12 protein-coding genes are annotated in these 11,708 nt (G+C 68.8%); 2 read left to right on the forward strand and 10 right to left on the reverse strand.

Features of this window, described 5'->3' with window-relative positions:
• Window positions 1-2: 2 nt before the first annotated feature.
• A complete protein-coding gene (gene rpe, locus MWN33_RS15805; protein WP_247202002.1) occupies window positions 3-689 on the reverse strand; it encodes a ribulose-phosphate 3-epimerase in 687 nt (228 codons plus the stop codon).
• A gap of 205 nt (window positions 690-894) precedes the next feature.
• Between rpe and MWN33_RS15810 the strand changes: the two genes are divergently transcribed.
• On the forward strand, window positions 895-1,278 hold the full coding sequence (locus MWN33_RS15810) for a hypothetical protein (protein WP_247202003.1): 384 nt from the start codon (window positions 895-897) through the stop codon (window positions 1,276-1,278).
• A gap of 328 nt (window positions 1,279-1,606) precedes the next feature.
• On the opposite strand, the gene MWN33_RS15815 is transcribed toward MWN33_RS15810, so the two are convergent.
• The 4 genes from MWN33_RS15815 to MWN33_RS15830 all read right to left on the reverse strand — a co-directional run bounded on the left by MWN33_RS15815 (window position 1,607) and on the right by MWN33_RS15830 (window position 5,775).
• Complete coding sequence (locus tag MWN33_RS15815) at window positions 1,607-2,461, reverse strand: glycine betaine ABC transporter substrate-binding protein (RefSeq protein ID WP_247202004.1); 855 nt, start codon at window positions 2,459-2,461, stop codon at window positions 1,607-1,609.
• A 68-nt stretch (window positions 2,462-2,529) separates the two neighbouring features.
• On the reverse strand, window positions 2,530-3,390 hold the full coding sequence (locus tag MWN33_RS15820; protein ID WP_247202005.1) for an ABC transporter permease: 861 nt from the start codon (window positions 3,388-3,390) through the stop codon (window positions 2,530-2,532).
• A gap of 11 nt (window positions 3,391-3,401) precedes the next feature.
• Window positions 3,402-4,601, reverse strand: coding sequence for a quaternary amine ABC transporter ATP-binding protein (locus MWN33_RS15825; RefSeq protein ID WP_247202006.1), 1,200 nt, complete (start codon window positions 4,599-4,601; stop codon window positions 3,402-3,404).
• A 169-nt stretch (window positions 4,602-4,770) separates the two neighbouring features.
• Window positions 4,771-5,775, reverse strand: a complete 1,005-nt coding sequence (locus MWN33_RS15830) for a P1 family peptidase (protein WP_247202007.1) — start codon at window positions 5,773-5,775, stop codon at window positions 4,771-4,773.
• A 114-nt stretch (window positions 5,776-5,889) separates the two neighbouring features.
• On the opposite strand from MWN33_RS15830, the gene MWN33_RS15835 reads away from it, so the two are divergent.
• Window positions 5,890-6,621 carry a cytochrome c biogenesis CcdA family protein gene (locus tag MWN33_RS15835; RefSeq protein ID WP_247202008.1) on the forward strand — a complete coding sequence of 244 codons (732 nt, stop codon included), beginning with the start codon at window positions 5,890-5,892 and terminating at the stop codon, window positions 6,619-6,621.
• A gap of 202 nt (window positions 6,622-6,823) precedes the next feature.
• Here MWN33_RS15835 and MWN33_RS15840 read toward each other — a convergent pair whose 3' ends face one another.
• The 5 genes from MWN33_RS15840 to livM all read right to left on the reverse strand — a co-directional run bounded on the left by MWN33_RS15840 (window position 6,824) and on the right by livM (window position 11,706).
• A complete protein-coding gene (locus MWN33_RS15840) occupies window positions 6,824-7,924 on the reverse strand; it encodes a branched-chain amino acid ABC transporter substrate-binding protein (protein ID WP_247202009.1) in 1,101 nt (366 codons plus the stop codon).
• A 128-nt stretch (window positions 7,925-8,052) separates the two neighbouring features.
• Entirely contained in the window at window positions 8,053-8,427 is a 375-nt protein-coding gene (locus MWN33_RS15845) for a DUF6867 family protein (RefSeq protein WP_247202091.1), read from the reverse strand.
• Between the two features lie 101 nt (window positions 8,428-8,528).
• Entirely contained in the window at window positions 8,529-9,242 is a 714-nt protein-coding gene (locus MWN33_RS15850; protein WP_247202092.1) for an ABC transporter ATP-binding protein, read from the reverse strand.
• A 59-nt stretch (window positions 9,243-9,301) separates the two neighbouring features.
• Window positions 9,302-10,261, reverse strand: a complete 960-nt coding sequence (locus MWN33_RS15855; protein ID WP_247202010.1) for an ABC transporter ATP-binding protein — start codon at window positions 10,259-10,261, stop codon at window positions 9,302-9,304.
• Window positions 10,261-11,706 carry a high-affinity branched-chain amino acid ABC transporter permease LivM gene (gene livM, locus MWN33_RS15860; protein WP_247202011.1) on the reverse strand — a complete coding sequence of 482 codons (1,446 nt, stop codon included), beginning with the start codon at window positions 11,704-11,706 and terminating at the stop codon, window positions 10,261-10,263. Before livM ends, MWN33_RS15855 begins: the two co-directional genes overlap by 1 nt.
• Window positions 11,707-11,708 lie beyond the last annotated feature (2 nt).

Raw genomic sequence — 11,708 nt, forward strand, 5'->3', positions numbered from 1 at the left:
GCTCAGACCAACTCGCCGCGCGCCCGCAGCGCCGCGTTGCGGATGGCGCTCACATTGCCCTCATAGGCATCGGCCCCACCCTTGAACACGGCGGAGCCGGCGACGAGCGCATTGGCGCCGGCCTCGATGCAGGCCGCCGCCGTGTCGCGGGTCACGCCGCCGTCGATCTCGATGTCGATCGGGCGCTCGCCGATCATCGCCGAGAGCCGGCGCACCTTGTCGAGCACGGAGGGAAGGAAGGCCTGTCCGCCGAAGCCGGGGTTCACCGTCATCACGATGACGAGGTCGATGACGTCGAGCACCTGCTCCACCACGTCGGGCGGGGTGGCCGGGTTGATGGCGACGCCCGCCTTCTTGCCCAGCGCGCGGATCGCCTGAAGGGAGCGGTGCAGATGCGGGCCGGCCTCGGCATGCACGGTGATGTGGTCGGCGCCGGCCTTGGCGAAGGCTTCCAGATAGGGATCGGCTGGCTCGATCATCAGATGCACGTCGAAGGGCTTGGCGCAGAGCGGGCGGATCGCCTTCACCACGTCGGGGCCGAAGGAGATGTTGGGCACGAAATGCCCGTCCATCACGTCGATATGGATCCAGTCTGCCCCCGCCGCGTCGACCGCGCGCACCTCCTCGCCGAAGCGCGCGAAATCGCAGGCGAGGATGGACGGGGAGATGATCAGCGGACGGTCGGTCATGGCGGAGCTCCGGCATTTTGCGGGGGCGTAGCACCATGGGGTCGGTGCGGCAATGGCGCGTCGCGGGGGAGGAGACGCGTTGCGGTGGCGTTCCGGCGCCCTTGCGGAACTTCCGTATTGTCCGGGCAGGCGAAAAGGCCAAGCATATGGGCGTCGAATCTGTCCGCGCGCGAGGCGCGGAACGCGGCGATGTGGAGAACGTCTCATGATGAAAAAGAGCATGCTCGCCGCGCTGGCGATGCTGTCGACCGTCGGTGTCGTCGGTTCCGTGCAGGAGGCAAGTGCGTGGCGCGCGGCCGGCTGCGGTGGACGCGGCTGCGGCGTTGCCTGGGGCGGCGGCTGGCGCAGCCCGGGCCACTATTACGGTCCCGGCCGCTATTACGGCCCGGTGCCGCGCGGCGGCGGCGTGGTGGTGGTCAATCCGCGCCCGTACTGGTCGCCGGGTGGCGCCGTGGCTGCAGGGGCGGCGCTCGGCTTCCTCACCGGCGTGGCGGCGGCCAATCTCGCCGGCCCTCCGCCGCAGCCGAACTATTGCTGGTTCTACACCAACCCGCAGCGCACGCAGGGCTTCTGGGAGCCGTGCCCCTGATCTCGTCCCTGATCGGGGCCGGGTAACAAGAAAAAGGCGGCCGGACCGATCCGGCCGCCGAAGTGGAGGCAACGCCGGGAGGCGGCGATGCCGCTCCCGGTGGTTCAGGAGGGCGGGCCGGAGAGCCCATCCTCTCCATCGGCCCGCGGGCGGGACGATTCAGGGGGCCGAACGCCGTGCGGACGTTCGGGCCGGAAGAGATTTCAGGGGTGCACCGGGCCGTGCGGGAGGAGATGAACGGCCGGGCAAGCGTCGCGTGAGCGGGGCCGCCCGGCCTTTCTTCGATCACCCTGAGCCTGCTCACTTGGACCGGATCACTTGAACCGGTTCACTTGGACCATGCGTCGACCTTGTCCTTGTTGGCGGCGACCCAGGCCTTGGCGGTGGCGGCCGGGTCGGCGCCGGGCTTGTTGTTCTCGACCATCACCTTCTGCTCGTCGTCCAGCGAGAGCTTGAAGCCGTCGAGGATCTTGTAGGCCTCGGGGGCCTCGTCCTTCAGCTTGGTCGAGACCACGGTGTTGACGGTCTCCTCGCCGCCGAACACGCCCTTGGGGTCGGCAAGGTACTTGAGGTCCCACTCGGCGAACATCCAGTGCGGCGTCCAGGTGGTGATGACGATCGGCTCCTTCTTGGCGTAGGCGTCCTTCAGAGCCGCGACCATGGTGGCGTCCGAGCCCTCGATCAGTTTCACCGGCAGGTCGTATTCCTTGATCGCCTTTTCGGAGGCCTTCATCAGGCCCGCGCCGGGGTCGATGCCGATCACCTTGCCGCCGAACTTCGACGGATCCTTCTTGATGTCCTCGATGGAGGCGATGTCGACATAGGTCGGCACGGCCCAGCCGATCTTGGCGCCGGTGACGTTCGGGCCGAGATCGACCACCTTGTCCTTGAGCTTGGCGTAGTAGGCCGCGTGGGTGGCCGGCAGCCAGGCCGCGACCATGGCGTCGGCCTCGCCGGTGGCGACCGCCTGCCACATCGCCGCGCCGGAGAGCGGCACGATCTTGACCTTGTAGCCCTTTTCCTCCAGCGCGGTCTTGACGACGTTGGTCGCCACGACGGCGTCCGACCATTCGACGTAGGCGATGGTGAGGTCCTTCTTCTCCGCCTGGGCGGCGCCGGCGGCGAGGCCGAGGGCGGCGGCGGCAAAGGCCGCGCTTTTCACGAAACGTCCGAGAAACGACATGTCAGGGCTCCGATTGGAAGGGGTTGGGGGCGGAAGTCGTTGGGGCTGCTTCCGTTTGATGGGGGTTGTCAGCCGCGCTCGATCTGCCGGTCGCGGCGGATATGGCGGGCGATGTGCTGGGTGATGCGGTCGAGGATGACGGCGAGCACGACGATGGCGATGCCGGCCTGGAAGCCCTGGCCCGCCTCCAGCCGCTGGATCGCCTTCCACACCTCGCCGCCGAGCCCGCCGGCGCCGATCATGGCGGCGATCACCACCATGGAGAGCGCCAGCATGATGGTCTGGTTGATGCCGGCCATGATGGTGGGGATGGCGAGGGGAAGCTGAACCTTGAACAGCTTCTGCCAGCGGCTGGAGCCGAAGGCGTCGGCCGCCTCCACCAGCTCTGCCGGCGTCTGCATGATGCCGAGCGCGGTCAGCCGGATGGTGGGCGGCATGGCGAAGACGATGGTGGCGAAGCAGGCCGACACCGCGCCGAGCCCGAAGAAAGGGATGGCCGGGATCAGGTACACGAAGCTCGGCATGGTCTGCATCATGTCGAGCGCCGGCGCCACCACGCGCCAGAACCGCTTGCTGAGCGCCGCCGTCACGCCGATGGGAATGCCGATGGCGAGCGCGAACAGGGTGGACACCAGCACCAGCACAAGCGACTGCAGCGTCGCCCGCCACAGTTCGAGGTTCCACAGGAAGGCGAAGCCGATCACCGTGGCGAGGGCGATGCGCGCCGTTGTGAGCCGCCAGACCAGCAGGCCGAAGGCGGCGATCACCAGCCAGGGCGGCAGGCCGACGAGGAAGTCGGTCGTGCCCTCGATGCCGGCGCCAACGACCGCGCTGACCGCGCGGGTGACGCCGGAAAAGTGCTCGGTCGCCCAGTCGAGGGCGACATCGCACCACTCGGCGAGCGGGATGCGGGGTATCTCAAACGCCATGCCCGTCTCCCTCAGTGCGCGGTGTCGGCGCGGCGGCGCGCCAGCGCGGCCACCAGATCGGCATTGGCGATGACGCCGCGCAGCAGGCGCTCGGCATCGATCACGGCGATCTCGCCGCGCCCGCCGGCGAGCTTGGCGACGGTTTCGTTGAGCGTTGCCGAGGTCGGCACGCAGGCCTCGCGGTCGCTCAGCAGCAGGCGCAACTCGGTCTCGCCGGCGCGCCTCAGCGTGTCCGCGTCGACCGTGCCCTGGAAGCGCCCCTCATGGCAGACGACCGTCATGACAGGCTCGCCGGTCTGGACGAGGCTCGCCAGCGCCTCGGCGGCGGTGCTCTGCCAGGGTTTGACGGCCGCCGGCGCGCGCATGGCGTCGCCGGCGGTGACGACGCCGAGCACGTCGATATGCTCGACGAAGCGGCGCACATAGTCGTCGGCCGGGTTGGCGAGGAAATCGGCGGCGGTGCCTTCCTGCACCACGCGCCCGTCCTTCATCAGCACGATGCGTCCGCCGAGCGCGATGGCCTCGTCGAGGTCGTGGCTTACGAAGACGATGGTCTTCTTCAGCCGCTTCTGCAGCGCGACGAGCTCCTGCTGCATGTCGCGCCGGATCAGCGGGTCGAGCGCGCTGAAGGCCTCGTCCATCAGGAGCACGTCGGGATTGAGCGCCAGCGCACGGGCGAGGCCGGCGCGCTGCTGCATGCCGCCGGAAAGCTGGGAGGGATAATGCTGGTCCCAGCCTTTCAGGCCGACCGTCTCGATAGCCGCCAGCGCCCGCTCGCGCCGCGCCTCGGCGGCGACGCCCTGCACTTCGAGCCCGTACTCGACATTGCGCAGGATCGTGCGGTGGGGGAACAGCGCGAATTGCTGGAACACCATGCCGAAGCGCGTGCGGCGGAACTCCATCAGCGCCCGCTCATCGAGCGCGGTGACGTCGGTGTCGTCGACGAAGACGGTGCCCGAGGTCGGCTCGATCAGCCGGTTGATGCAGCGCAGGCAGGTCGACTTGCCCGAGCCGGACAGGCCCATGACGACGAGAATCTCGCCCTCGCCGACATCGAAGCTCACATCGTGCAGGCCGATGACGGCACCGGTCTGCTTTTGCACCTCTGCGCGGTTCTGCCCGGCCGCCAGCAGCGGCAGCGCCGCCCCGGCCTTGTCGCCGAAGATCTTGGTGAGGCCCCGGACCCGGATGCGTGGCTTTGCTTCGCTCATGCGCTCCCCTCTTATTGAGGCGAGTGTCGGGCGCATGGCTGCCATGCCGATTGGACGGATGCGACAATGGGGGCTGCAAAGACGACAGCAGGGTGACAGGGCACCTCCGCAGTTGCGTCCGGCTCAACAGGGCCGTTGCGTCGGGCGCAATAAAGCCGCTCCCGGCCGGTCAGCCGCCGCTCCAGCGGTCGCGCCACGCGGGGAGCGTGCCGGGCTGGGGCAGGGCGGTGGCCTCATAGATGGCGCGGGCGCAGGCGCGGGCGAGCGCGCGCACCACCGCATCGCCGATCAGCGCGAGGTCGAAGATCGGGTCGGCGAGCGGACGCCGGCCGGTGGCGGCGGCGAAGATGGTGTCGCCATCGAGCGGGCTGTGCACCGGCCAGATGGCGTGGGCGTAGCCGTCATGCGCCATCACCGCGAGCCGCTTGCATTGGGCCTTGGTCAGCGCCGCGTCGGTAGCGACGATGGCGATGGTGGTGTTGGCGCCCGGCGGCAGTCCCTTCAGCAATGGCCGCTCCGGCAGCGGCGGCAGGGGGTAGGGCAGGCCGAGGCCGCCGAACTCACCGTTCCGCTCGAAGGGGGCTGCCCGGAAATGCGGCCCGCCGTTGAGATTGACCGTGCCGCAGGCGTTCACCGCCACCAGCGCGCCGACCGTGTGGCCGCTTGGCGCCACCGCCGAGGCCGAGCCGAGGCCGCCCTTGAAGTCGACCGTCGTCGCGCCCGTGCCGGCACCAGCCGTGCCGAGCGCGAAGTCGAGGCCGCCCTCCCACGCGGCCTGCGCCGCCCGGTAGCCAAGCTCGCGATAGGGCGAGAAGCGGCCCCACGCCTTGTCGCCGCCATTGATGAGGTCGAACAGCACCGCACCGGGGACGATGGGCACCCGCGCATCGCCGACGGGAAAGCCGAGACCCCGCTCGGCCAGCGCCGCCATGACACCCCCCGCCGCGTCGAGCCCGAACGCCGAGCCGCCCGACAGGGTGAGCGCGTGGATAGCCCCGACCGTCTCGTCCGGCGCCAGCAGGTCGGTCTCCCGCGTGCCGGGCCCGCCGCCGCGCACATCGACCGAGGCGACGGTCGGTTCGTCGAAGATGACCGTGGTGACGCCCGAGGCGAGGTCGAGGTCGGTGGCGTTGCCAACCTTCAGGCCGGCGACGTCGGTGATCAGGTTACGCATTCACGTCCTCGTCTTTCGCGCATCACATCACGGGGAGGGCCAAGACACCGCATTGCGCCGGCGGGTGCGGCGGTGCAATGGGAAGCTCCCGGGAACGGCAGGGTTGCGCATTTCATGGCTGACGTCACTCTTCCGGCCGCCTTCGCGGCCGGCATCGCCAGCTTCGCCTCGCCCTGCGTGCTGCCGCTGGTGCCGCCCTATCTCTGCTACCTCGCGGGAACCAGCCTCGACCAGATCACCCACAAGGCGCCGACCGACGTCGCCGCGTGGCGCACGCTGGGGGCGGCGGGGCTGTTCGTGGCCGGCTTCTCCACCGTCTTCGTCGCGCTCGGGGCCGGCGCCTCGGTGGCGGGCGGCTATCTCAGGCTTTATTCGCAGGAACTCGCCATCGTCGCCGGTGTCGCGATCCTGCTGATGGGGCTGCATTTCCTCGGCATATTGCGCCTCGGCTGGCTCACCCGGAGCAAGCGCGTGCATGTCGACGCGCCGTCGACGCTGGCGGGGGCCTATGTGATGGGCCTCGCCTTCGCCTTCGGCTGGACTCCCTGCATCGGCCCGGTGCTGGCGGCGATCCTGGCGGTGGCGGCCAGCGAACAGACGCTGACGCGCGGTGCCGGCCTGCTCGCCACCTATTCCGCCGGTCTCGGTGTGCCCTTCCTCCTCGTGGCGGCGATGGCCCGCCCGGCGCTCGGCCTGCTCGGCCATGCCCGGCGCTACCTGCCCGTCGTCGAGAAGGTGATGGGCGGCCTGCTGGTGCTGACCGGCATCGGCTTCCTCTCCGGCTGGATGGCCGAGGTCAGCTTCTGGCTGCTGGAGACCTTCCCGGCACTGTCCGCCATCGGCTGAGCCTCGCGGCTGGCGGCCGCGTGCCTGCGGCCCGGCCGGCTGCAACATGGCAGCCTCTACGAGGAACCGCCGCCGCCGGGGCGCCCGGCGGCGAGGGGCAATCGGTACGCATGCGGCAAAACAAAACCCGCCGGATCGCTCCGGCGGGTTTCGTGTCGTGTCGGGAGTGCGGGGCGCTGCGGGAGCGCCCCGACCTGCCGGATCAGAGCTCGGTGTAGCCGCCGTCCTTCCAGACGTAGACGACGTAGTCGAGATTGGTGCGGTCACCCTTCTTGTCGAAGGTGAGCGTGCCGAGCACGGTGTTGAACTTGGCGCCCGAGTGCACGTATTCGGCCACCTTCTTGGGGTCGAGCGACTTGGTGGCGTCGGCAGCCTGCTGGATCACCTGGCCGGCGGCGTAGGAGTAGAGCACGTAGCCTTCCGGATCGATGCCCTTCTTCTTGAACTCCTCGACAACCTTGGCAGCCGCCGGGTTGTTGCGCGGATCGGGACCGAAGGTCATGAGGGTGCCAGCGGCGCCCGGACCGGCGATGGTCCAGTATTCCTTGTCGGTGATGCCGTCGCCCGAGAACAGGACGGTCGACAGGCCCTGGTCGCGCATCTGGCGGACGAGCAGGCCGGCTTCGGTGTGCAGGCCACCGTAGTACAGCACGTCGACGTTCGCGGCCTTCAGCTTCGAGACGAGAGCGGAGTAGTCCTTCTCGCCCGGGTTGATGCCCTCATAGACGACCTCGGTGACGCCGCCGGCGTTGAGGCCCTTCTTCGTCTCATCGGCCAGACCCTTACCGTAGGGGGTCTTGTCGTGGACGATGGCGATCTTCTTGCCCGTGAGGTTCTTCAGGATGTACTCGGAGGCGACGGCGCCCTGCTGGTCGTCGCGGCCGCAGGTGCGGAACACGTTCGACAGGCCGCGCTCGGTCAGCTTCGGGTTGGTCGAGGCCGGCGAAATCGCCAGCACGCCGCCTTCGGCATACTGCTCGGAGGCCGGGATCGACACGCCCGAGTTGAAGTGGCCGATCACGAACTTCACGCCGTCGGCGATGAACTTGTTCGCCACCGAGACGCCCTGCTCGGGCTTGGAGGCGTCGTCGCCGACGACGATCTCGATCTTCTGGCCCTGGAGGCCGCCGGCCGCATTCACGTCGGCCGCCCACTGCTCGGCACCGTTCTTGAGCTGGGCGCCGAAGGTGGCATTGGCGCCGGTCATCGGACCGCCGACGCCGACCTTTACCTGCGCCGATGCCGGGGCGGCCAGGGCCGCCATGGCGCCGAGCGCGATGCCGGCAAACAGAAGCTTCTTCATGAACTTCTCTCCTACTGCTGGAAGGATGGTATTCGCGGCCTGATCGGCGCGGCGGCTGTCGCCCCGTGCCGGTATCATGCCTTTTTCCGTGCTCTTGTCGACGAGCAAGCGAAACATGGTGAAGGGGCTCACGCGGTTCCGTCGGGCGCCCGGCCGGCCGTATCCTCCGACCAGCCGAAGGTGCCGGACTGGCGGTAGATCCAACCATAGCGTGCGGACATCTGCCTGGCACGCTCGGCCCGGAAGCCCAGCGTCGCCAGCGCGACCAGGAAAGCGGTGTCGGTCAGGAAGTAGTGCAGCGAGAGCAGCGTGCCCTCGAACAGCGCGAAGTGGAAGAAGCGCACCACGCAGCCCAGCAGGATCGCGTAGAGCACCGCCTGCCGGTAGGTGCGCCAGGTTCCGGCGATGGAGCGCCCGGTGAGCCAGGCGGCGCCGCCGCCGAGGACGATGGTGACGAGGATGAAGTCGCTGCGTGACACCTCGACGACGAGCCACGGCGCCAGCACCGCCGAGACGATGACCGCCGCGACGATGAGGGCCGGCAGCACCACCGCGAGGCTGAGGGAGCTGCCCTGCGAGACCAGGGTTCCGCTGTGCCGGGCCATCAGTGCGCCCCTCCTTCGAGATAGGCGGCGCGCACTTCCGGCCGCTCCAGCAGTTCGCGGCCTTCGCCGGAAAGGGTGACGAGGCCGTTCACCAGCACATAGCCGCGATGGGCGAGCTTGAGCGCGTGGAAGGCGTTCTGCTCGACCAGGAACACGGTGAGCCCTTCCGTGCGGTTGAGCTCGCGGATGGCGTCGAATATCTGCCGCACGATCAGCGGGGCGAGCCCGAGCGAGGGCTCGTCCAGCATCAGCAGGCGCGGCCGGCTCATCAGCGCGCGGCCGATGGCGAGCATCTGCTGCTCGCCGCCCGACAGCGTGCCGCCGCGCTGGTTGATGCGCTCCTTGAGGCGCGGAAACAGGGTGAAGACCTTCAGGAGGTCCTCGTCGAAATGGCTGAAGCCGTCGACCGAGGCGCCCATCTGCAGGTTTTCGAACACGGTCATGCGCGGGAAGATGCGCCGCCCCTCGGGGGACTGGGCGATCTTGAGCTGCGCGATCTCGTGGGTCGGCACCTTGGTGATGTCGCGGCCCTCATAGACGATCGAGCCTTCGCGCGGGCGCGGCTGGCCGAAGATCGTCATCATCAGGGTCGACTTGCCGGCGCCGTTGGAGCCGATCAGCGTGACGATCTCGCCCTTGTAGACGTCCACGTCGACGCCCTTCAGGGCCATGATGTTGCCGTAGAAGGTCTTGACGCCGCGCACCGACAGCATGGGCGCATCCGTGCGGACGGGGGCCCCGACAGCCGGCGGGGCGGCGGTGAGGGTATCGCTCACGAGCTGGCTCCCGTCGCTTCCTCGGAATGGATCTCGGCCTCGACCTCTTCGACAGCGTCCTCGTCGACGCCGAGATAGGCGGCGATCACGCGCGGGTCGCTCTTCACCGCCTCGGGAGTGCCGTCGGAAATCTTGGTGCCGTAGTCCAGCACGACCACGTGGTCGGAAATCTCCATCACGACGCTCATGTCGTGCTCGATCAGCAGGATCGAGGTGCCATGCTCGGCGCGGATGGAGCGTAGCAGCGTGTTGAGCTCCAGGCTCTCGCGCGGGTTGAGGCCGGCGGCGGGCTCGTCGAGGCAGAGCAGGATCGGGTCCGAGCACATGGCGCGGGCGATCTCCAGCCGGCGCTGCGCGCCATAGGGCAGGTCTCCGGCCGGGTCGTCAGCGCGGTCCATCAGGCTCACCTTGTCGAGCCAGTACTTCGCCTTCTCGACCGCCGCCCGCTGCGCCCCGGCCCAGCCCGGCAGGCCGAACAGGCCCTTGAGCGAATAGCCGGAGGCGGCCATCAGCGCGTTGTGCTGCGCCACCATCAGGTTTTCCAGCACGGTCATGCCGGTGAACAGGCGGATGTTCTGGAAGGTGCGCGCCACCTTGGCCTCGCCGGAGACGCGGTGGTCGGGCATGCGCTCCAGCAGGAACACGCCGGCCTCCCTGCCCACCAGCGAGCGCTCGCCGATACGCGTGACTTCGGCCACTTCGTCCGGCGTCGGCGCGCGGCCGTGGCCGAGCACGAGCCGGCCTTCGCTCGGCTTGTAGAAGCCGGTGATGCAGTTGAAGACCGTGGTCTTGCCGGCGCCGTTGGGGCCGATGAGCGCGGTGATGTCGCCGCGCCCGACCTTGAAGGAGAGGTCGTTCACCGCGATCAGGCCGCCGAAGCGCATGAACAGGTGTTCGACCGACAGGATGGGGTCGGCGTCCCAGCGGTGGGCGCCGCTTGCGGATGAGGTCGCCATCAGCCGTGGCCCTCCTTCACGAGATCGCCGGATACCGATTTGCGCTCCTTGAGGAAGATCGTCGGATCGCGGGTCGAGACGAGGCCGCGCGGCTTCCACACCATGATGGCCACCATGGCGAAGCCGAAGATCAGCATGCGGTAGAGGCTGGGATCGAAGTCATTGCCGAAGAGCTGGGTGAGGAAGCCGAGATTGCGCAGCATCTCCATGCCGCCCATCATCACCGCCGCCGCCACCGCGACGCCGATCTGCGAGCCCATGCCGCCCAGCACGACGATGGCGAGGATCATCGCCGAGACGTCGAAGGTGAAGCTTTCCGGGCTCACGAAGCCGGCGCGCACCGCGAAGAAGCAGCCGGCGAAGCCGCCGAACATGGCGCCGGTGGCGAAGGCGGAGAGCTTGGTCGTGGTGGTGTTGATGCCGAGCGAGCGGCAGGCGATCTCATCCTCGCGCAGCGCTTCCCAGGCGCGGCCGACCGGCAGGCGGCGCAGCCGAACCGTGGCGAAGGCGGTGATCAGCGCCAGCACCAGGATGACGAAGTAGAGGAAGACGATGCGGTGCATCGGGTTGAATTCGAGCCCGAACAGCGCCGCGAAGCCGTTCTCGCTGGCATTGAAGGGAATGCCGAAGAAGGTCGCGCGCGGGATCGAGGCGATGCCGGCGCCGCCACCGGTGAAGTCGACCCAGTTGATCAGCACGAGGCGGATGATCTCGCCGAAGGCCAGCGTCACGATGGCGAGATAGTCGCCACGCAGGCGCAGCACCGGGAAGCCGAGGATCATGCCCCAGACGCCGGCGAACAGTCCCGCCATCGGCAGGCAGATCCAGAACGCCCAGTTCGCCCAGAAGGTCTCGCCCAGAAGCCCGGCGAAGAACTCATTCACCGGGGTGGAGGTGGCCAGCAGCGCGTAGGTGTAGGCGCCCACCGCGTAGAAGGCGACGTAGCCGAGGTCGAGCAGGCCGGCGAGGCCGACCACGATGTTCAGGCCCCAGCCCAGCATCACATAGGTGAGGATGAGGATGCCGAGGTCGATGAGGTAGCGGCTCTCGTTCCAGCCACCCATCGCGTAGAAGGAAATGAACGGGAACGCCGCCGCGAAGGCCAGCAGGGCGGGCTTCACGCCCGGCCCGACAGTGGCGCCGAGGCGGTCGAACACGCTCGGCCCGCTGCGGGTCTTGGGTACGCGGTTGGGCGACCAGACGGTGAGGTTCAGCAGCAGCCGGCCGGCGAAGATGATGCCGACCATGACGGCGAGCAGGCCGGGCCGGTAGCCGAGGCCCAGCGCACCGTCGATGATGATGGTCTGGAAGCCGATGAGCGGTCCCAGCAGGCCGATCGCGATCAGGCCGGTGATCAGCGCGTCCTTGAAGGCGTGGGCGAAGAGCGAGCCGGCATCGCCGGCCTTGGCCGCGGCGGGGGCGGTTTCGGCGGTCTGGACAGCCATGA

The organism is Ancylobacter koreensis (genome assembly GCF_023016525.1).
Lineage (GTDB): Bacteria > Pseudomonadota > Alphaproteobacteria > Rhizobiales > Xanthobacteraceae > Ancylobacter > Ancylobacter koreensis.

What these genes read in the sequence shown, in the direction of transcription:
- MWN33_RS15815 (WP_247202004.1), bottom strand. Translation starts at nt 2,461, where the DNA reads ATGTCGTTTCTCGGACGTTTCGTGAAAAGCGCGGCCTTTGCCGCCGCC.
- MWN33_RS15850 (WP_247202092.1), bottom strand. Translation starts at nt 9,242, where the DNA reads ATGCTGTCGGTGCGCGGCGTCAAGACCTTCTACGGCAACATCATGGCC.
- rpe (WP_247202002.1), bottom strand. Translation starts at nt 689, where the DNA reads ATGACCGACCGTCCGCTGATCATCTCCCCGTCCATCCTCGCCTGCGAT.
- MWN33_RS15830 (WP_247202007.1), bottom strand. Translation starts at nt 5,775, where the DNA reads ATGCGTAACCTGATCACCGACGTCGCCGGCCTGAAGGTTGGCAACGCC.
- MWN33_RS15855 (WP_247202010.1), bottom strand. Translation starts at nt 10,261, where the DNA reads ATGGCGACCTCATCCGCAAGCGGCGCCCACCGCTGGGACGCCGACCCC.
- MWN33_RS15820 (WP_247202005.1), bottom strand. Translation starts at nt 3,390, where the DNA reads ATGGCGTTTGAGATACCCCGCATCCCGCTCGCCGAGTGGTGCGATGTC.
- MWN33_RS15825 (WP_247202006.1), bottom strand. Translation starts at nt 4,601, where the DNA reads ATGAGCGAAGCAAAGCCACGCATCCGGGTCCGGGGCCTCACCAAGATC.
- MWN33_RS15810 (WP_247202003.1), top strand. Translation starts at nt 895, where the DNA reads ATGATGAAAAAGAGCATGCTCGCCGCGCTGGCGATGCTGTCGACCGTC.
- MWN33_RS15840 (WP_247202009.1), bottom strand. Translation starts at nt 7,924, where the DNA reads ATGAAGAAGCTTCTGTTTGCCGGCATCGCGCTCGGCGCCATGGCGGCC.
- MWN33_RS15835 (WP_247202008.1), top strand. Translation starts at nt 5,890, where the DNA reads ATGGCTGACGTCACTCTTCCGGCCGCCTTCGCGGCCGGCATCGCCAGC.
- livM (WP_247202011.1), bottom strand. Translation starts at nt 11,706, where the DNA reads ATGGCTGTCCAGACCGCCGAAACCGCCCCCGCCGCGGCCAAGGCCGGC.